Origin of the sequence: Mycobacterium canetti CIPT 140010059, from assembly GCF_000253375.1 — a bacterium.
GTDB lineage: Bacteria > Actinomycetota > Actinomycetes > Mycobacteriales > Mycobacteriaceae > Mycobacterium > Mycobacterium tuberculosis.
On sequence record NC_015848.1, the window covers coordinates 1,844,221 to 1,863,426 of the forward strand.

Here is a 19,206-nt window from a genome sequence, read left to right on the forward strand (position 1 = left end):
GGTCGTGCCGGACGGTAAACCCATGTCCGACTTCGATGAACTACTGGCGGTATTGGACCTCAACGCCGTCGCAAGCGACCTGTTCACCGGATCCCACCCCAGCAAAAACCCGCTCCGGACATTTGGTGGCCAGCTCATGGCGCAGTCATTCGTCGCGAGCAGCCGAACGCTAACCCGCCACCACCTACCGCCCAGCGCATTCTCGGTGCACTTCATCAACGGCGGTGACACGGCCAAGGACATCGAGTTCCAGGTGATACGACTGCGCGATGAGCGGCGCTTCGCCAACCGGCGCGTCGATGCGGTACAGGACGGCACGTTGCTGTCCTCGGCGATGGTGTCTTACATGGCCGGTGGTCGCGGGCTCGAGCATGCGCTGGATCCGCCGCAGGTGGCCGAGCCTCATACCCGGCCGCCGATCGGTGAGCTGTTGCGCGGTTACGAGGAGACCGTCCCGCATTTTGTCAACGCGCTGCAACCGATCGAATGGCGCTACGCCAACGACCCGGCCTGGATAATGCGGGACAAGGGCGATCGGCTTGCCTACAACCGGGTCTGGGTCAAGGCACTAGGGGAGATGCCCGACGACCCGGTGCTGCACACGGCGACACTGTTGTACTCCTCGGACACCACCGTGCTGGACTCGGTCATTACCACCCATGGTCTGTCCTGGGGCTTCGATCGCATCTTTGCGGCCTCTGCCAACCACTCGGTGTGGTTTCACCGGCAGGTCAACTTCGATGATTGGGTGCTCTACTCGACGTCGTCACCGGTGGCCGCCGATTCACGTGGGTTGGGTTCGGGGCACTTTTTTGATCGCTCGGGGAAGCTCATCGCAACTGTGGTGCAGGAAGGTGTGTTGAAGTATTTTCCCGCCACCCCTGACAGTGCGGCAGGACGCTCGTAGGATTCCGGGTCAGCACGGCTGTGATCAGGCGTAACGTTCCTGGTAGCCAGATGACCGATGGTGGCAGCGGCCGGCGAGCCGCTGAATTGCCAGCGAGCGAACCCGGAGGTGACTGTGAAGCTGCCGTCGGCCGATGTGGTACCGAGGCTCCGTGGTCGCCAGCGTGTAGTCGTGCACGTCGATTCCCGCACGGCCCGCTGTGTCGGCGCGCTGGCGCTGGTGTGCGCGGCCTGCTGGCTGATCGCGCTGCTCGCCGGCGACTACCGGCACGCCCAGTGGGCGGTCGCCGGCCGGTTGGGCTGGTCGCTGACGGTCCTGGCTGCGGTGGCATTCATTGCTCGCGGCATCTTCCTGGGCCGCCCGGTCACGGCCATGCATGCGACCGCGGCCGGCCTATTTTTGCTCGCCGGACTGGCTGCCCACGTGTTGGTCGCAGATCTGCTCGGTGAGATTCTGATAGCCGGTTCGGGATGGGCACTGATGTGGCCGACGTCGGCGCATCCGCGACCCGAAGATCTGCCCCGCGTGTGGGCGTTGATCAATGCCACCCGCGCGGACTCGCTTGCTCCGTTTGCCATGCAGGCGGGCAAGAGCCATCACTTCAGCGCGGCCGGCACCGCGGCTCTGGCGTATCGGACCCGCATCGGCTATGCGGTGGTCAGCGGCGACCCGATCGGCGACGAGGCGCAATTCCCCCAGCTGGTCGCCGACTTCGCGGCCATGTGTCACATGCACGGCTGGCGAATCGTGGTCGTGGGCTGCAGCGAACGACGGCTCGGCCTGTGGAGCGACCCCATGGTGGTCGGACAATCGTTGCGGCCCATACCGATTGGCCGGGATGTCGTCATCGACGTGTCTAACTTTGAGATGACCGGGCGTAGGTTTCGCAACCTGCGTCAGGCGGTGAAACGCACCCACAATTTCGGCGTCACGACCGAGATCGTCGCTGAACAGCAACTCGACGACCAGCGGCAGGCGGAGCTGGCCGAGGTGCTGGCGGCGTCACCTAGCGGCGCCCGCACCGATCGCGGCTTTTGCATGAACCTGGACGGCGTGCTGGAGGGTCGATACCCCGGAATACAACTGATCATCGCGCGAGACGCATCGGGTCGGGTGCAGGGTTTCCACCGGTACGCGACCGCCGGCGGCGGCAGCGACATGTCTCTGGATGTACCGTGGCGGCGCCGCGGGGCCCCGAACGGGATCGATGAGCGGCTCAGCGCTGACATGATTGCGGCCGCCAAAGATGCTGGGGTACAACGGTTGTCACTGGCATTCGCCGCGTTCCCCGACCTTTTCGGCGCCAACCAGCTCGGCCGCCTGCAGCGTGTCTGCCGTGCGTTGATCCATATCCTTGATCCGTTGATCGCTCTCGAGTCGTTATACCGATACCTGCGCAAGTTCCACGCGCTGGATGAGCGGCGTTACGTGCTGATATCGATGACTCAGGTCTTTGCGCTGGCGTTGGTGTTGTTGTCGCTGGAGTTCGTCCCGCGGCGGCGACATCTCTGATCCGTCGCTATGGACAGCTCGGCGCATTGAATGTCGTTGGGCAGGTGGTGGGTGGCTACCACCACGGTCCGCATAGCGCTCATGATCCCGGAGTTCGGGGCCAGCAGATCGCGCAGAAGGTCGGCGTTGGCGGCGTCGAGGTGTTCGACAGGTTCGTCGAGCAACACGATCCGAGCCGGGGAAAGCACCGCCCGGGCGAGCAGCAACCTTCTGCGCTGACCCGCCGAGACCGCTTGCGCGCCACCGATCAACACCGTCGACAACCCCTCGGGCAGGCCGGCGAGCCAGCCGCACAGGCCGACCCGATCCAGGGCCTCGATCAGTTCGTCATCGGGGCAGTCTCCTCGGGCGGTCAGCAAGTTGTCCCGAACGGTGGTAGCAAAGATATGCGCATCTTCAGCGAAAAAGCTGACAGCGCTGCGTAATTCATCATCATCGAAGTCGCTCAGGTTAGTTCCGTCCAGCAACACCCGGCCGTGCACCGGCGGCAGCAAGCCGGCCAGCGTCATCAACAGCGTCGTCTTGCCGGCGCCGCTGGCGCCGGTGACGGCCAGCCGGGCACCCGGCGGTAGGTCAATCGTCACCCGGATCGACTGCGCCTCTTGGTGACCGCAACACACGTCGGCCGCTAGCACCCCGGTACCTACCGGCAGTCGCGCCGACACCGTGGATTCGGTCTCGCGGACCCGGTTTGACCCAGTCAGGTCGAGCAGACGAGCCGCCGCGATGCGCGACCGTGTCAACTGGACGGCGGCGGCGGGTAGTGCAACGGTCGCCTCGAATGCGGACAGCGGCAACAACATCAGGATGGCCAGTGTTGTGGGCGCGACCGTGGGGGCCATGCCGATCCCGGCCACCACGGCGCCCAGCAGGCTGGCCCCGATCGCCGCGGTCGGCATGGCCTCGGCGATCGCCCCCGTTCGTGCGGCGGCGTCGAGCGCATCGGCCCAGGCATGTTGGCGCCGTTGTGAGTCGGCGATGACGTTGCGTAGGGCACCGGCGACACGAAGCTCGGGGGCATGCTCAAGGGCGATCATCGCCGACGTGTCGCGCATGCCCCGATGTTGGCGGGCGATCGCTTCCTGCGCTGCGGCGGTTCTGCCGGCAAGCCAGGGCGCAACAACGCCGGCAACCAAAAGGCAGACCGCCAGTACCACGGCGGCTGGCACCGAAACGGCCGCGACGACCGCGCTCGCGGCTACTGCCAGCACCGCTGCGACGGCTATCGGCACCAGAGCACGCACCAGCATGTTGGCCAGTTCGTCGACGTCCGCGCCGACGCGTGCTGCCAGGTCCCCGCTGTGCAGCCCGACGGCGGCCGCCGCCGGTCCGTGGGCCAGCCGGTGATAGATAAGGGTGCGGGCCCGGCCGGCGGCCCGCAACGCGGTGTCGTGGGTGGCCAGTCGCTCGCAGTAGTGCAGCACGCCGCGCGAAATCGCGAACGCCCGCACCGCCACGACCGCCACCGACAGGTCCAGGACGGGCGGCATCTGCCAGGCCCGAGTGATCAGCCAGGCCGACACCCCGGCCAGGGCCAGCGCGCTGCCCAGCGACAGCACGCCCAGCGCGACGGCCGCCAAGATCCGGGGCAACCGGGGACGCAACAGCCCAGACGCGGCCAGCAGGTCCCGCTGGCGGCGACTCACAGCACTCGGTCGGTTCATCGTCGGAAACCATCCGAGTTCACTTCGACGACCCGGTCACCGGCCGCGGCGACCTGCTGGCGATGGGCGACGACCAGCACCGTCGCACCCGCGCGGGCACGCTCGACGATGGCGCCCAACACGTGTTGTTCGGTGCGGGCGTCCAGGTGCGCGGTGGGCTCGTCGAGCAGCAGCACCGCAGCCGGTGATCCGAGCGCGCGGGCCAGGCCCAGCCGTTGCCGCTGCCCTAGGGATAACCCGACACCACCGCGCCCCAGCACGGTATCCAGCCCGCGGGGCAACTCGTCTAGTACAGCGTCGAATCCGGCTGCTGCGCAGGCACGCTCGAGATCATCCACAGGGCCTAGCAGAACCAGGTTGTGGCGGACGGTTCCTGGGACCAGCACCGGCCGCTGCGGCAGCCACGACAGTTGCCGCCACCAGGCAGCCGGTGCCAGGTTGGTGACGTCGATTCCGGCGACCGTGATTCGTCCTGACGACGGTGCGGTGAGCCCGGCGATCGCTTGCAGCGTAGTGCTCTTGCCGGCGCCGTTTCGGCCGGTCAGCACCGTCACCCGACCGGGTTCGATGTCTGCGGTGAGATCATACGGTGCGCGGCCGTCGCGGCCTCTGACACTGAGTCTCTCCAGGCGAATCACCCCGCCGCGCGCGGTGACCGTTCGTCGGCCGGGTGTTGGTGAGGGTGACTCGCCGAGGAGGGCGAATGCCTTGTCGGCCGCGGTTCTGCCGTCAGCTGCGGCATGAAACTGGACCCCAACGCGACGCAGCGGCCAGTACACCTCCGGCGCCAATAGCAGCACCGTCAAACCGGCCGTCAGGCTCATCTCCCCGAAGACCAGCCGTAGCCCGATGCCCACCGCGACCAGGGCCACGCCCAGCGTGGCCAGCAATTCGAGCACCAGGGCCGACAAGAACGCGATCCGCAGCGTCGCCATCGCCGACCGCCGGTGGTCAGCAGACAGTTCCGCGATGCGTTGTTCCGGGCCGGAAGCACGGCCCAGCGCCCGCAGGGTGGGGATGCCGGCAATCAGGTCTAACAACCGGGCCTGGACGGCGGTCATGGCCGCCAGCGCGGCCGCCGAGGGGTTAGTGGTAGCCAGCCCGATCAGCACCATGAAGATCGGTATCAGGGGCAGTGTGATCACCACAATGGCCATTGACTTCAGGTCATAGAGCCCGATCACGGCGACGGTGGCCGGGGTCAGGATCGCGGCCAGCAGCAACGTGGGCAAATAGCCGGTGAAGTAGGGCCGCAAGCCGTCCAGGCCCCGGGTAATCAGCACCGCGGCGGCGTCTCGCTGCGCAGCCAGTTGGCTGGGTCGGCGGGCGGTTACCGCGGTCAGCACCTGACCGGACAGGTCGGCGATCACTGCGCTGGCGCCGCGCTGGGCCAGGCGCGCTTGTAGCCACTGAATCGACGCACGCAACCCCCACAGCACCAACAGGATTGACAGTGGCCCTAGCCAACGACGCAGGCCAGCCATCCCAGGGTTGGCGGGGTCGATGACGCCGGCGACGATGCTTGCCAACACGATCGCCGAGCCGATGGCGCAGCCGGAGATCCCGACCCCGCAGGCCACCGTGCTGAGTAGATAGCGGCGCAGTGCCGCCGATGCCTGCCACAGCCGCGGATCCAGGGGCGCCCGGGTTCCCCGGGCCTTGGTGCTCAGGGCGCGCGCCTCGCCAGACCGGTGGGTGGAGGTATCCGTTCAGCTGAGATCCGTTGCCGGAAAACCCAATACGTCCATGTCTGGTACGCCACCGTCAGTGGAGCGAAGAACGCGGTCACCCACGTCATGATCTTGAGGGTGTACGGGGTCGACGACGCGTTATGGATCGTTAGGCTCCACTGCGGGTTCAGGGTTGAGGGCACCAGGTTCGGGTACAGCGCGCCGAACAGCAGCACCACCACAGCCGCCACGACTATCAACGTGCACGTGAACGCCCAGCCGTCGGACACCCGCCGCCACACTAAGACCGTCGCCGCCGCCTGCGCGCACCCCGCAACTGCCAGCACCAGCCACGTCCAGTCTTTGCCGTATGCCAGTTGCGTCCAAAGTCCAAAGCCCGCAACCAGTCCCGTCACCGGAAGCGAAAGCCATACGGCGAATCGGTAGGCATCGTCGCGGATCGGCCCGGAGGTTTTCAAGGCGATGAACACCGCGCCGTAGAGCGAGAACAGTCCGGCGGTCGCCAGACCGCCCAGCAGGGTGTAGGCGTTGAGCACGTCGGGAATCGACAGGGCAACATGACCGTTCGCGTCTACCGGGAGTCCGCGGACCAGAATAGCGAACGCCACACCCCACAACAGGGCAGGCAGCCAGGATCCCGCCGCGATCCCGAAGTCTGCCCCGGTCCGCCATTTCGGGTCGTCGATCTTGCCGCGCCATTCGATGGCGACGGCGCGCAGGATCATACCGAACAGGATCGCCAGCAGCGGCAGATACAGCGCGGAGAACACGGTCGCGTACCAGCCGGGAAACGCGGCGAATATGGCCGCGCCGGCGGTGATCAGCCAGACTTCGTTGCCGTCCCAGACCGGTCCGATGGTGTTGAGTGCCGTGCGCCGGTGGGTCTCCGGATCGCCCATACCGACATGAGCGAACGGCGCCATCAGCATGCCCACGCCGAAGTCGAACCCTTCTAGGATGAAGAAACCGAGGAACAGCGCTGCGATGACACCGAACCACAATTCTTGGAGTACCACCGGCTGCTCCTTTCCGGGGTCAGTTGGCCTCAGTAAGCAAACGACAGTGGTGCTACCTCGTCGTCGCGGGGTGCCCTGTGCGCAGCCGGTTCCGCGTCGTGTTCTAGGGGGCCTTCGACGATGTAACGCTTGAGCAGCCAGCACCAGATGACCGCAAGTACCGCGTAGACCAAGGTGAACATCAGCAAGGACGTGGCGACCACGGTGGCGGAGTGATCCGAGACGCCTGCTTTGACGGTGAGTCGAACCAGCTGATCACCGGTCGGGTTAGGGACGACGACCCAGGGCTGGCGCCCCATCTCGGTGAACACCCATCCGGCGCTGTTGGCCAGGAACGGGGCGGGCATGGTTAGCAGCGCCAGCCAGGAGAACCAGCGTTGATTGGGGATCTGGCCGCCACGGGTGAGCCAGAGCGCAATCAGTGCGAACAGCACCGGGATCGCCATCAACCCGATCATCATGCGAAATGACCAATAGGTGACGAAGAGGTTGGGCCGGTAGTCGTTTGGTCCGAAGCGCTGCTGGTATTCCTGCTGCAGATCGCGGATACCCTGCAACGTCACACCGCTGGTCCGGCCCTCGGCGAGGAACGGCAACACATAGGGCACTTCGATGACACGGGTGAGGCTGTCGCAGTTGTTTTGCCGGCCGACCGTCAGGACAGAGAAGTTTGGATCTGTCTGGGTATCGCACAACGATTCGGCCGACGCCATCTTCATCGGCTGCTGCTGGAACATCAGCTTGCCTTGGTGGTCGCCGGTGAACAACAACCCGGCCGTGGCGGCCAACGCAACCCAACACCCCAGGATGGTCGCGGGACGATACATGGCTTGGGTATCTGAGTCGGCGTGCGTGGTGCTCGAACGGACCAGCCACCAGGCGCTCACCGCGGCGACGAAGGTCCCGGCGGTCAGCAGCGCACCGCTGACAGTGTGGGTAAACGCCGCCTGTGCGGTGTTGTTGGTCAGCAGCGCGACGATGCTGTTCAACTCGGCACGCCCGGTGGTCGGGTTGTAGTGCGCGCCGACCGGATGCTGCATGAAGGAGTTTGCCGCGATGATGAAGAACGCGGACACGTTGACCGCGATTGCGACGATCCAGATGCAGGCCAGATGCACCAGCCGGGGCAGCCTGTTCCAGCCGAAGATCCACAACCCGATGAAGGTGGATTCGAAGAAGAAGGCCGCCAGGCCCTCCATGGCCAGCGGGGCGCCGAAGACATCGCCGACGAATCGGGAGTACTCGCTCCAGTTCATGCCGAACTGAAATTCCTGCACGATCCCGGTCGCCACGCCGATGGCAAAGTTAATCAGGAACAATTTGCCGAAGAATTTGGTGAGGCGATACCAGGCGGGGTTATCGGTGACGACCCACAGCGTTTGCATGACCGCGATCAGCGGGGCCAGGCCGATGGTCAGCGGTACGAAAATGAAGTGATAGACGGTGGTGATACCGAACTGCCACCGCGAAATGTCGACGACATTCATCTGTCATCTCCGGAGATACTACGGGGCCGACTGATTTGGCTACGACGAAGTGTAGTAGGCGCGAGTGGGCCCGCGCTACTGGCAATCGTGGGTGCACCGCGATTCTGCGGTCAGCCGAGCGTCTGTGAAGCCTTGCGGATGGCGAACGACGACGCGATCTCGCATGCGCCGATCACCACCAGCCAGATGCCGACGACCAACGCCAGTATCCAGATGGACTCGAACGGCGATGCCATCACCACAATGCCGGCGATGAGGCTGATCACGCCGACGAAGATTGACCATCCCCGTCCCGGCAGCATCGGATCACTAATCGCCGAAACCGTGGTGGCGACGCCGCGGAAGATGAACCCGATGCCGATCCAGATGGCCAGCAACAGAACCGCGTCACCGAAATGGCGAAAGGCCAGCACAGCCAGGATGAGTGAGGCGGCACCGCTGATGAACAACAGGATCCGGCCGCCCGCCGAAACATGCAGGCTGAACGCGAACGCAACCTGAGCGACACCGGTGATCAGGAGGTAGACACCGAACGCCATGGCAGCAACGAGAATGGATATTCCTGGCCAGGCCAGCACCAGGACGCCGAGGATCAGCGACAGAATTCCCGATGCCAGAGTGGACTTCCAGAGATGCGGCAACAACCTTGGGAGAGGGCTCACGACAGGGCTTGGTTCCATGGGCGCAGTGTGACACATGTAGCGGCCCCGGGATAGCGCTTGGCGGTCAGACCCCGGCCGTGCGGGGTTCGGCCCCGCGCACCTCGCCGGGATCTGCGGCTACCTTGCGGCCGATGAGGTACCACGTGCGCATTACGCCTTTCCCCTTGACGTTTATGTGGCCGCGCTCGCGCAACACGAAGTCGTCCTTGAGACGCTCGTAAACCTCGTCTGGCACCTGAATTTGCCCCACCGAATCGGTGGATTCCATCCGCGACGCGACATTGACCGCGTCGCCCCACACGTCGTAGAAGAACCGTCGAGAACCCACCACACCCGCCACCACCGGGCCGGTGGCCAGGCCCACCCGCAGCGGCACCGGGTTGCCGCGTGGATCCTTCAATTGCGCTGCGACATTGGTCATGTCGAGCGCAAAGTCCGCCAGTGCTTGCGTATGGTCAGGCCGGGGCCGCGGAACGCCGCTGACAACCATGTAGGAGTCCCCGCTGACCTTGATTTTCTCCAGCCCGTGCTGGTCGACCAGCTCGTCGAAAGCGCTGTAGAGGCGGTCCAGGAACCGGACCAGGTCCGCCGGCGCGGTGCTGCTGGCGCGTTCGGTGAACCCGACGATGTCGGCGAACAGCACCGAGGCCTCGTCGTATTTATCGGCGATGATGTTTCGCTCGGGTTCTTTAAGCCGCTCGGCGATGCTGGCCGGCAACATGTTGGCCAGCAGTGCTTCGGAGCGGTCGTGCTCCGCCTCCATGACCGCCTCCGCGCGCGCAGTATCACGCAGCGCGAACCACACCGTTGCGACCGCTACCCCGCAGGCGGAGACGGTCGTGAGGACGAAACTTACCGACATGGCCCAGGGCGGCTGAAGCCCAGTATCGGGCGGGACCAGGAACTCCAGGGCAATCACCAGACCGGCGGCGACCGCCGCTAGGCCCACCGCTAACGCGGTGTGTTCGATGCCGACCAGCAACACCACCAACGCGGCGGCTACCAAGAAGAAGAACTGGGCACCCGCGTCGGTGCCCACATCCCAGCCGATGGCGAAGATCGCCACATAGGCCGTGCCGATGAACGTAAGCGGTGCCACCAATCCCCCGAAGCGATGTAGCAGGGGGACGATCGCGAAAGTAACCGCGGTGAAGACGTTGATCAGGGCGATGTACCAGCCCCCGGCCCCGGTCGCTAGTTGCATCAGCGCGAAGCTCCCGGTTACCACGACAGCGAGCCAGGCGGTGATGGTAAGCACGCGCTGCCGCCGCGCGACGCTTTCGGCGTAGTGCTGCGTGGGAGCGCGGGCCTGAGTGCGCACGGCCGTGACACAGTCTGGGCGTCGTGTCGAGCCATCCGCTGCTATCGGTGGGGCGCCGCATTTTCTTGCCGCCACGAACTAAAGCCTAATCGGTGAGTTAGCGTTTACCGACTCTGTCGGCGCTTTCCGGGTGCGTTCGCTTGGTGCCCTCGGTGGGATTCGAACCCACACTGGACGGGTTTTGAGTCCGTTTCCTCTGCCAGTTGGGATACGAGGGCTTGATCCGGTCTCCTACTCTAGAGGAGCCACGTCCCGACTCACCGCCCCCCGAGGTTCCCGATCGCGCCCGCTCACGACACAATGTCCGTCATGACCGGCCCCACCACCGACGCCGATGCCGCTGTCCCACGTCGGGTCTTGATCGCGGAAGATGAAGCGCTCATCCGCATGGACCTGGCCGAGATGTTGCGAGAGGAGGGATATGAAATTGTCGGCGAGGCCGGCGACGGCCAGGAAGCCGTCGAGCTGGCCGAGCTGCACAAGCCCGACCTGGTGATCATGGACGTGAAGATGCCGCGCCGGGACGGGATCGACGCTGCATCCGAAATCGCCAGCAAACGTATTGCCCCGATCGTGGTGCTGACCGCGTTCAGCCAGCGTGATCTGGTCGAACGTGCGCGTGATGCCGGGGCGATGGCATACCTGGTAAAGCCTTTCAGCATCAGCGACCTGATTCCAGCGATTGAATTGGCGGTCAGCCGGTTCAGGGAGATCACCGCGTTGGAAGGCGAGGTGGCGACGCTATCTGAACGGTTGGAAACCCGCAAGCTGGTGGAACGAGCAAAAGGCCTGCTGCAAACCAAACATGGGATGACCGAGCCGGACGCTTTCAAGTGGATTCAACGTGCCGCCATGGATCGGCGTACCACCATGAAGCGGGTGGCCGAAGTCGTGCTGGAAACCCTCGGAACACCCAAAGACACCTGAGGGCGAGCAGACGCAAAATCGCCCATTTCGGGCCCGAAATGGGCGATTTTGCGTCTGCTCGCGGAACCTAGCGCGCGACGATCACCGACGAGCCGTGCCCGAACAGGCCCTGGTTGGCGGTGACGCCGACTTTGGCGTCCTCCACCTGCCGGCCGGTGGCCTGACCGCGCAGCTGCCAGGTCAGCTCGCAGACCTGCGCGATCGCCTGGGCGGGAATCGCCTCACCGAAACACGCCAGCCCGCCCGACGGGTTGACCGGGACCCTGCCGCCGAGGGTGGTCGCGCCGCTGCGCAGCAGCGCCTCGGCCTCACCCTTGGGGCAGAGCCCCAGGTGTTCGTACCAGTCGAGTTCCAACGCGGTGGACAGGTCGTAGACCTCGGCCAAGCTTAAGTCTTCTGGACCAATACCGGCCTCCGCGTAGGCAGCGTCGAGGATCTGATCCTTGAATACCCGCTCCGGAGCCGGCACCGTGGCGGTGGAATCCGTTGCGATATCCGGCAATTCGGGCAAATGTTGCGGGTATTTCGGGGTAACGGTGCTGATCGCGCGCACCGACGGCACGCCCGCCACCGAGCCAAGGTGCTTCTCGGTGAAAGACTTGCTGGCCACGATGAGTGCGGCCGCACCGTCGGAGGTGGCGCAGATGTCAAGCAGCCGAAGCGGATCCGAGACCACCGGGCTAGCCAGCACGTCGTCGATCGAGTTCTCTTTGCGGTAGCGGGCGTTCGGGTTGTCTAGGCCGTGCCGGGAGTTCTTGACCTTCACTTGAGCGAAGTCCTCGACTGTGGCGCCGTACAGGTCCATGCGCCGGCGCGCCAGCAGCGCGAAGTACACCGTGTTCGTCGCCCCGATCAGATGGAAGCGCTGCCAGTCGGGGTCGCCCTTGCGCTCGCCGCCCACGGGCGCGAAAAAGCCCTTCGGTGTGGTGTCGGCGCCGATCACCAGCGCCACGTCACAGAAACCGGCCAAGATCTGCGCGCGAGCACTCTGCAGCGCTTGGGAACCGCTGGCACACGCGGCGTAGCTGGAGCTGACCGGCACACCGGTCCAGCCGAGCTTCTGGGCGAACGTGGCACCGGCGACGAAGCCCGGATACCCGTTGCGGATGGTGTCCGCTCCGGCGACCAGCTGCACGTGCCGCCAGTCCACGCCGGCGTCGCGCAACGCGGCGCGGGCGGCGACCACGCCATACTCGGTGAAGTCATTACCCCATTTCCCCCACGGGTGCATACCGGCGCCAAGGATGTAGAGCGGTTCGGGCGTACTCATGCTCAGGCGATCCTCCACGCGTAGACGATGCGCTGCACACCCTCGTCGTCGGTGAACAGCTGCATGGTCGTCAGCTCCATCTCCATGCCGACCTTCAGATCGGCGGCCAGCGTGCCATCGACCACCTTGCCCAGCACGATCAGTCCCTCGTCGGCCAGTTCCACCGCGGCCACGGCGAACGGCTCAAAGGGGTCGGGTGCAGGATAAGGCGGTGGCGGGGCGTAGCGGTTTTCGGTGTAGCTCCAAAGCTTTCCGCGGGTCGACAGTCCGACCGACTCTAGTGTGTCGCTGCCGCAGGCCGGATTCGGACAATTGTCCGCCCGGGGTGGGAACACGTACGTGCCGCACTGGGGACACTTGCCGCCGAGCAGATGCGGGTTGCCGGCCTTATCGGTGGTGAACCATCCATCGATTGCCGGTTCTTCACGGGTGACCTCTGGCACCGGTCCAGCCTACCGAGCCCGGGCGCAAAACTGAAACGTGTTGCAGTTCTGCTGGCCCCTGCGCCCGCATTCCACGTCAGCGCGGGTGCATAAAGTGTGAGCCGTGGTGACTACTGCCAGTGCCCCCAGCGAGGATCGAGCCAAGCCGACGCTGATGTTGCTGGATGGTAATTCGCTGGCGTTTCGGGCGTTCTACGCACTGCCCGCGGAGAACTTCAAGACCCGCGGCGGGCTGACCACCAACGCCGTCTACGGGTTCACCGCCATGCTGATCAACCTGCTGCGCGACGAGTCGCCGACGCACATCGCGGCGGCGTTCGATGTGTCCCGGCAGACCTTCCGCTTGCAGCGCTACCCGGAGTACAAGGCCAACCGATCGTCGACCCCCGACGAGTTCGCTGGCCAGATCGACATCACCAAAGAAGTGCTGGGCGCACTCGGCATCACCGTGCTCTCCGAGCCGGGGTTCGAGGCCGACGACCTCATCGCCACGCTGGCCACCGAGGCCGAGAACGAGGGCTACCGGGTGCTGGTGGTCACCGGGGATCGTGACGCTCTGCAACTGGTCAGTGACGATGTGACGGTGCTCTACCCACGCAAGGGCGTCAGCGAACTTACGCGCTTCACACCGGAGGCCGTCGTCGAAAAGTACGGGCTCACCCCTAGGCAGTACCCCGACTTCGCCGCGCTGCGCGGCGACCCCAGCGATAACCTGCCCGGCATTCCCGGGGTGGGGGAGAAGACGGCCGCCAAGTGGATCGCCGAGTACGGCTCGCTGCGGTCACTGGTGGACAACGTTGACGCCGTGCGCGGCAAGGTGGGCGATGCGCTGCGGGCGAACCTGGCCAGCGTGGTGCGCAACCGGGAGCTCACCGACCTGGTTCGCGATGTGCCGCTGGCGCAGACCCCGGACACGCTGCGGCTGCAGCCCTGGGATCGCGACCACATTCACCGGCTCTTCGACGACCTGGAGTTTCGGGTGTTGCGCGACCGGTTGTTCGACACGTTGGCCGCGGCCGGGGGACCCGAGGTTGACGAGGGGTTCGACGTGCGCGGCGGCGCGTTGGCGCCCGGCACGGTCGGGCAGTGGTTGGCCGAGCACGCCGGCGACGGGCGCCGATCGGGCCTGACGGTGGTGGGTACCCATCTGCCGCACGGTGGGGACGCTACCGCTATGGCCGTCGCCGCCGCCGACGGCGAAGGCGCTTACCTCGATACCGCGACGCTGACGCCCGATGACGACGCCGCGTTGGCGGCCTGGCTAGCGGATCCAGCTAAACCCAAAGCCCTGCACGAGGCAAAGGCGGCCGTTCATGACCTGGCGGGTCGTGGTTGGACCTTGGAGGGCGTCACCTCCGACACCGCACTGGCGGCCTACCTGGTGCGGCCGGGGCAGCGCAGCTTCACCCTCGACGACCTCTCGCTGCGCTATCTGCGTCGCGAGCTGCGTGCGGAAACACCGCAGCAGCAACAACTTTCACTGCTCGATGACGACGATACGGACGCCGAGACCATTCAAACGACGATCCTGCGGGCGCGGGCAGTCATCGACCTGGCCGACGCGCTGGACGCCGAGTTAGCGCGTATCGACTCCACCGCGCTGCTGGGGGAGATGGAGCTGCCGGTCCAGCGGGTGCTGGCGAAGATGGAAAGTGCCGGTATCGCCGTCGACCTGCCCATGTTGACCGAGCTGCAAAGCCAGTTCGGCGACCAGATCCGCGACGCCGCCGAGGCCGCCTACGGCGTGATCGGCAAGCAAATCAACCTGGGCTCACCCAAGCAGCTGCAGGTCGTGCTGTTCGACGAACTAGGCATGCCGAAGACCAAACGCACCAAGACCGGCTACACCACGGATGCCGACGCGCTGCAGTCGTTGTTCGACAAGACCGGGCATCCGTTTCTGCAGCATCTGCTCGCTCACCGCGACGTCACCCGGCTCAAGGTCACCGTCGACGGGTTGCTCCAAGCGGTGGCCGCCGACGGTCGCATCCACACCACGTTCAACCAGACGATCGCCGCGACCGGCCGGCTGTCGTCGACCGAACCCAACCTGCAGAACATCCCGATCCGTACCGACGCCGGACGGCGCATCCGGGACGCCTTCGTGGTCGGGGGCGGATACGCCGAGTTGATGACGGCCGACTACAGCCAGATCGAGATGCGGATCATGGCGCACCTGTCCAGGGACGAGGGCCTCATCGAGGCGTTCAACACCGGGGAGGACCTGCATTCGTTTGTCGCGTCCCGGGCGTTCGGCGTGCCGATCGAGGAGGTTACCGGCGAGCTGCGGCGCCGGGTCAAGGCGATGTCCTACGGGCTGGCCTACGGGTTGAGCGCCTACGGCCTGTCGCAGCAGTTGAAAATCTCCACCGAGGAAGCCAACGAGCAGATGGACGCGTATTTCGCCCGATTCGGCGGGGTGCGCGACTACCTGCGCGCCGTAGTCGAGCGGGCCCGCAAGGACGGCTACACCTCGACGGTGCTGGGCCGTCGCCGCTACCTGCCCGAGCTGGACAGCAGCAACCGTCAAGTGCGGGAGGCCGCCGAGCGGGCGGCGCTGAACGCGCCGATCCAGGGCAGCGCGGCCGACATCATCAAGGTGGCCATGATCCAGGTCGACAAGGCGCTCAACGAGGCACAGCTGGCGTCGCGCATGCTGCTGCAGGTCCACGACGAGCTGCTGTTCGAAATCGCCCCCGGTGAACGCGAGCGGGTCGAGGCCCTGGTGCGCGACAAGATGGGCGGCGCTTACCCGCTCGACGTCCCGCTGGAGGTGTCGGTGGGCTACGGCCGCAGCTGGGACGCCGCTGCGCACTGAGCGCCGAGCGTGCATCTGGGGCGGGAATTCGGCGATTTTTCCGCCCTGAGTTCACACTCGGCGCAATCGGGACCGAGTTTGTCCAGCGTGTACCCCGTCGAGTAGCCTCGTCAGGTACCAATCTGTCCCTACGACCAACCCTGTCCGGAGCAACCCAACAATATGCCGAGTCCCGCCGTCACCTCGCCCCAAGTAGCCGTCAACGACATAGGCTCTAGCGAGGACTTTCTCGCCGCAATAGACAAAACGATCAAGTACTTCAACGATGGCGACATCGTCGAAGGCACCATCGTCAAAGTGGACCGGGACGAGGTGCTCCTCGACATCGGCTACAAGACCGAAGGCGTGATCCCCGCCCGCGAACTGTCCATCAAGCACGACGTCGACCCCAACGAGGTCGTTTCCGTCGGTGACGAGGTCGAAGCCCTGGTGCTCACCAAGGAGGACAAAGAGGGCCGGCTCATCCTCTCCAAGAAACGCGCGCAGTACGAGCGTGCCTGGGGCACCATCGAGGCGCTCAAGGAGAAGGACGAGGCCGTCAAGGGCACGGTCATCGAGGTCGTCAAGGGTGGCCTGATCCTCGACATCGGGCTGCGCGGTTTCCTGCCCGCCTCGCTGGTGGAGATGCGCCGGGTGCGCGACCTGCAGCCCTACATCGGCAAGGAGATCGAGGCCAAGATCATCGAGCTGGACAAGAACCGCAACAACGTGGTGCTGTCCCGTCGCGCCTGGCTGGAGCAGACCCAGTCCGAGGTGCGCAGCGAGTTCCTGAATAACTTGCAAAAAGGCGCCATCCGAAAGGGTGTCGTGTCCTCGATCGTCAACTTCGGCGCGTTCGTCGATCTCGGCGGTGTGGACGGTCTGGTGCATGTCTCCGAGCTATCGTGGAAGCACATCGACCACCCGTCCGAGGTGGTCCAGGTTGGTGACGAGGTCACCGTCGAGGTGCTCGACGTCGACATGGACCGTGAGCGGGTTTCGTTGTCACTCAAGGCGACTCAGGAAGACCCGTGGCGGCACTTCGCCCGCACTCACGCGATCGGGCAGATCGTGCCGGGCAAGGTCACCAAGTTGGTTCCGTTCGGTGCATTCGTCCGCGTCGAGGAGGGTATCGAGGGCCTGGTGCACATCTCCGAGCTGGCCGAGCGTCACGTCGAGGTGCCCGATCAGGTGGTTGCCGTCGGCGACGACGCGATGGTCAAGGTCATCGACATCGACCTGGAGCGCCGTCGGATCTCGTTGTCGCTCAAGCAAGCCAATGAGGACTACACCGAGGAGTTCGACCCGGCGAAGTACGGCATGGCCGACAGTTACGACGAGCAGGGCAACTACATCTTCCCCGAGGGCTTCGATGCCGAAACCAACGAATGGCTTGAGGGATTCGAAAAGCAGCGCGCCGAATGGGAAGCTCGGTACGCCGAGGCCGAGCGCCGGCACAAGATGCACACCGCGCAGATGGAGAAGTTCGCCGCCGCCGAGGCGGCTGGACGCGGCGCGGACGATCAGTCGTCGGCCAGTAGCGCACCGTCGGAGAAGACCGCGGGTGGATCACTGGCCAGCGACGCCCAGCTGGCGGCCCTGCGGGAAAAACTCGCCGGCAGCGCTTGATCTTTCCGCTCGTCGCACTCACGTAATGCTGCGCATCGGGCTGACCGGTGGCATCGGAGCCGGGAAGTCGTTGCTGTCCACGACGTTCTCGCAATGCGGCGGAATCGTTGTCGACGGCGATGTGTTGGCGCGTGAAGTGGTCCAGCCGGGTACCGAGGGGCTGGCCTCGCTGGTCGACGCGTTCGGTCGCGACATCCTGCTTGCAGACGGAGCGCTGGACCGGCAGGCGTTGGCGGCCAAGGCGTTTCGAGATGACGAGTCGCGCGGTGTGCTCAACGGAATCGTGCACCCGCTGGTCGCCCGGCGCCGATCCGAGATCATCGCGGCGGTTTCGGGGGACGCGGTTGTGGTCGAAGATATTCCACTGCTGGTGGAATCCGGGATGGCGCCATTGTTTCCGCTGGTGGTGGTGGTGCACGCCGACGTCGAGCTACGGGTGCGACGGCTGGTCGAGCAACGCGGCATGGCCGAAGCCGACGCCCGGGCTAGGATCGCTGCGCAGGCCAGCGACCAGCAGCGTCGTGCCGTCGCCGACGTCTGGCTGGACAACTCGGGCAGCCCAGAGGATTTGGTGCGGCGGGCCCGCGACGTCTGGAACACGCGCGTCCAGCCCTTCGCGCACAACCTGGCCCAACGTCAGATTGCGCGCGCGCCGGCTAGGTTGGTGCCGGCGGATCCAAGCTGGCCGGATCAGGCGCGGCGCATCGTCAACCGGCTAAAGATCGCGTGCGGGCATAAAGCCTTGCGAGTTGACCACATTGGGTCAACCGCCGTGTCGGGCTTCCCCGATTTTCTAGCCAAGGATGTCATCGACATCCAGGTCACCGTCGAATCACTTGACGTGGCCGACGAGCTGGCCGAGCCCTTGCTGGCCGCCGGCTACCCACGCCTCGAGCACATCACCCAGGACACCGAAAAGACCGACGCTCGCAGCACCGTGAGCCGCTACGACCACAGCGACGATCCCGAGTTGTGGCGCAAACGCATTCATGCCTCGGCGGATCCTGGTCGGCCCACCAACGTGCACATTCGGGTGGACGGCTGGCCCAACCAACAGTTCGCCCTGCTGTTCGTCGACTGGCTGGCGGCCAATCCCGGCGCGAGAGAAGACTATTTGACGGTCAAGTGTGACGCCGACAGGCGCGCCGACGGTGAGCTCGCGCGCTACGTCACCGCCAAGGAGCCGTGGTTCCTGGATGCCTACCAGCGGGCATGGGAGTGGGCGGATGCGGTGCACTGGCGTCCCTGAACGAGGGCCTGCCGCACTGGGCGATGACGCCATCGATCGAGCAGGCCGCCCAGCTGTCATCCCCGGCCAGCCTCATCTGAGGCTTCCAGCTCGGGGGCGCCGGCGCCCGGGGCGGTGGGCGCTTCTGCTACCCGAGCCGGCACGCGCGCTTCATGAGCCGCTGCGCCAGGTCAGCTCCATCCCCTTGGTGGCCAGCCAGCGGGTGAGGTCATAGCCGTTGCGGGCCAGGCCCTCGACGGCGTCGACTGCGTGCCGCACCGCCTGCTCGGCGACCGTCGGGGTCAACAGGCCGTGGCGGACGGCGTCGAGTAGTTCGTCGACGTCGGCGAGCTCGGCCCCGCCGCCGGTGCGGACTTCGATGTCGAGGTAGTGGTCTTCGGAACGCCATACGGAAGGGCCCGGTGTGTATTCGCCGACGTCCAGATAGTAGTCGTGATCGCGTTTGTGGCTGGGATTGAAGTGAAAGACAGTGGCGCGTAGGCCCAACGACGGCAACAGCCACGACTCGAGGTAGTGGAATTGGGCACGGCCCGGGGTGGGCCGGGCCAGGTAGAGCCCCCACGGATGCACCGTGTACTCATCGACCGCCCGCACTATGCCCTTCGGATCGGTATTGGTGTGGGCGATCAGG

At 65.5% G+C, this 19,206-nt stretch carries 15 protein-coding genes, 1 tRNA gene and 1 pseudogene; 7 read left to right on the plus strand and 10 right to left on the minus strand.

The features are described from left to right. Positions 1-4 precede the first annotated feature (4 nt). Both tesB and MCAN_RS08530 read left to right on the plus strand, forming a co-directional pair. Positions 5-907, plus strand: coding sequence for an acyl-CoA thioesterase II (tesB, locus tag MCAN_RS08525; RefSeq protein WP_003408017.1), 903 nt, complete (start codon positions 5-7; stop codon positions 905-907). Positions 908-964: 57 nt separating this feature from the next. Further along, positions 965-2,419: a bifunctional lysylphosphatidylglycerol flippase/synthetase MprF gene (locus tag MCAN_RS08530; protein WP_003900378.1), complete on the plus strand. Its 1,455-nt coding sequence runs from the start codon at positions 965-967 to the stop codon at positions 2,417-2,419. Here the strand turns inward: MCAN_RS08530 and cydC are convergent. From cydC to MCAN_RS08565, 7 genes are all read right to left on the minus strand, one after another. Next, a complete protein-coding gene (gene cydC, locus MCAN_RS08535) occupies positions 2,353-4,083 on the minus strand; it encodes a thiol reductant ABC exporter subunit CydC (protein WP_014000852.1) in 1,731 nt (576 codons plus the stop codon). The two genes, MCAN_RS08530 and cydC, sit on opposite strands and share 67 nt — an antisense overlap. After that, the gene (cydD, locus tag MCAN_RS08540) at positions 4,080-5,687 is read right to left on the minus strand and encodes a thiol reductant ABC exporter subunit CydD (protein WP_080602879.1); all 1,608 of its coding nucleotides are present in this window, start codon (positions 5,685-5,687) and stop codon (positions 4,080-4,082) included. The genes cydC and cydD overlap by 4 nt, the downstream gene beginning before the upstream one ends. A gap of 62 nt (positions 5,688-5,749) precedes the next feature. Continuing rightward, complete coding sequence (gene cydB / locus MCAN_RS08545) at positions 5,750-6,790, minus strand: cytochrome d ubiquinol oxidase subunit II (RefSeq protein WP_014000854.1); 1,041 nt, start codon at positions 6,788-6,790, stop codon at positions 5,750-5,752. Positions 6,791-6,819: 29 nt separating this feature from the next. Next, complete coding sequence (locus tag MCAN_RS08550; protein WP_014000855.1) at positions 6,820-8,277, minus strand: cytochrome ubiquinol oxidase subunit I; 1,458 nt, start codon at positions 8,275-8,277, stop codon at positions 6,820-6,822. Between the two features lie 110 nt (positions 8,278-8,387). Next, positions 8,388-8,975 carry an HdeD family acid-resistance protein gene (locus MCAN_RS08555; protein WP_003408030.1) on the minus strand — a complete coding sequence of 196 codons (588 nt, stop codon included), beginning with the start codon at positions 8,973-8,975 and terminating at the stop codon, positions 8,388-8,390. A 28-nt stretch (positions 8,976-9,003) separates the two neighbouring features. Next, on the minus strand, positions 9,004-10,335 hold the full coding sequence (gene cya, locus MCAN_RS08560; protein ID WP_003408035.1) for an adenylate cyclase: 1,332 nt from the start codon (positions 10,333-10,335) through the stop codon (positions 9,004-9,006). A 66-nt stretch (positions 10,336-10,401) separates the two neighbouring features. Continuing rightward, a tRNA-Leu gene (locus tag MCAN_RS08565) sits at positions 10,402-10,478 on the minus strand. A 91-nt stretch (positions 10,479-10,569) separates the two neighbouring features. On the opposite strand from MCAN_RS08565, the gene MCAN_RS08570 reads away from it, so the two are divergent. Continuing rightward, complete coding sequence (locus MCAN_RS08570; protein ID WP_003408045.1) at positions 10,570-11,187, plus strand: ANTAR domain-containing response regulator; 618 nt, start codon at positions 10,570-10,572, stop codon at positions 11,185-11,187. Between the two features lie 67 nt (positions 11,188-11,254). On the opposite strand, the gene MCAN_RS08575 is transcribed toward MCAN_RS08570, so the two are convergent. Together MCAN_RS08575 and MCAN_RS08580 are read right to left on the minus strand one after the other, a co-directional pair. Beyond that, positions 11,255-12,463 (minus strand): lipid-transfer protein, encoded by a 1,209-nt coding sequence (locus MCAN_RS08575; protein ID WP_014000856.1) that lies wholly within the window; start codon positions 12,461-12,463, stop codon positions 11,255-11,257. Continuing rightward, the gene (locus MCAN_RS08580; protein WP_015303116.1) at positions 12,460-12,900 is read right to left on the minus strand and encodes a Zn-ribbon domain-containing OB-fold protein; all 441 of its coding nucleotides are present in this window, start codon (positions 12,898-12,900) and stop codon (positions 12,460-12,462) included. The genes MCAN_RS08575 and MCAN_RS08580 overlap by 4 nt, the downstream gene beginning before the upstream one ends. Before the next feature lie 103 nt (positions 12,901-13,003). On the opposite strand from MCAN_RS08580, the gene polA reads away from it, so the two are divergent. The 4 genes and pseudogenes from polA to MCAN_RS24120 all read left to right on the plus strand — a co-directional run. Then, positions 13,004-15,718 carry a DNA polymerase I gene (polA, locus tag MCAN_RS08585; RefSeq protein WP_014000857.1) on the plus strand — a complete coding sequence of 905 codons (2,715 nt, stop codon included), beginning with the start codon at positions 13,004-13,006 and terminating at the stop codon, positions 15,716-15,718. 162 nt (positions 15,719-15,880) lie between these two features. Then, on the plus strand, positions 15,881-17,326 hold the full coding sequence (rpsA, locus tag MCAN_RS08590; RefSeq protein ID WP_014000858.1) for a 30S ribosomal protein S1: 1,446 nt from the start codon (positions 15,881-15,883) through the stop codon (positions 17,324-17,326). 25 nt (positions 17,327-17,351) lie between these two features. Then, positions 17,352-18,575: a dephospho-CoA kinase gene (gene coaE, locus MCAN_RS08595; protein WP_014000859.1), complete on the plus strand. Its 1,224-nt coding sequence runs from the start codon at positions 17,352-17,354 to the stop codon at positions 18,573-18,575. A gap of 38 nt (positions 18,576-18,613) precedes the next feature. Continuing rightward, positions 18,614-18,730, plus strand: a pseudogene (locus MCAN_RS24120) (hypothetical protein); the annotation flags it as partial. Here MCAN_RS24120 and MCAN_RS08600 read toward each other — a convergent pair. Next, complete coding sequence (locus MCAN_RS08600) at positions 18,726-19,169, minus strand: DUF402 domain-containing protein (RefSeq protein ID WP_003898953.1); 444 nt, start codon at positions 19,167-19,169, stop codon at positions 18,726-18,728. The pseudogene MCAN_RS24120 and the gene MCAN_RS08600 overlap by 5 nt on opposite strands. Positions 19,170-19,206: the final 37 nt, after the last annotated feature.

Coding starts and splice junctions, on each gene's coding strand:
- MCAN_RS08570 (WP_003408045.1), top strand. CDS start 10,570: ATGACCGGCCCCACCACCGACGCCGATGCCGCTGTCCCACGTCGGGTC.
- rpsA (WP_014000858.1), top strand. CDS start 15,881: ATGCCGAGTCCCGCCGTCACCTCGCCCCAAGTAGCCGTCAACGACATA.
- coaE (WP_014000859.1), top strand. CDS start 17,352: ATGCTGCGCATCGGGCTGACCGGTGGCATCGGAGCCGGGAAGTCGTTG.
- MCAN_RS08555 (WP_003408030.1), bottom strand. CDS start 8,975: ATGTGTCACACTGCGCCCATGGAACCAAGCCCTGTCGTGAGCCCTCTC.
- cydC (WP_014000852.1), bottom strand. CDS start 4,083: ATGAACCGACCGAGTGCTGTGAGTCGCCGCCAGCGGGACCTGCTGGCC.
- MCAN_RS08530 (WP_003900378.1), top strand. CDS start 965: ATGGTGGCAGCGGCCGGCGAGCCGCTGAATTGCCAGCGAGCGAACCCG.
- MCAN_RS08550 (WP_014000855.1), bottom strand. CDS start 8,277: ATGAATGTCGTCGACATTTCGCGGTGGCAGTTCGGTATCACCACCGTC.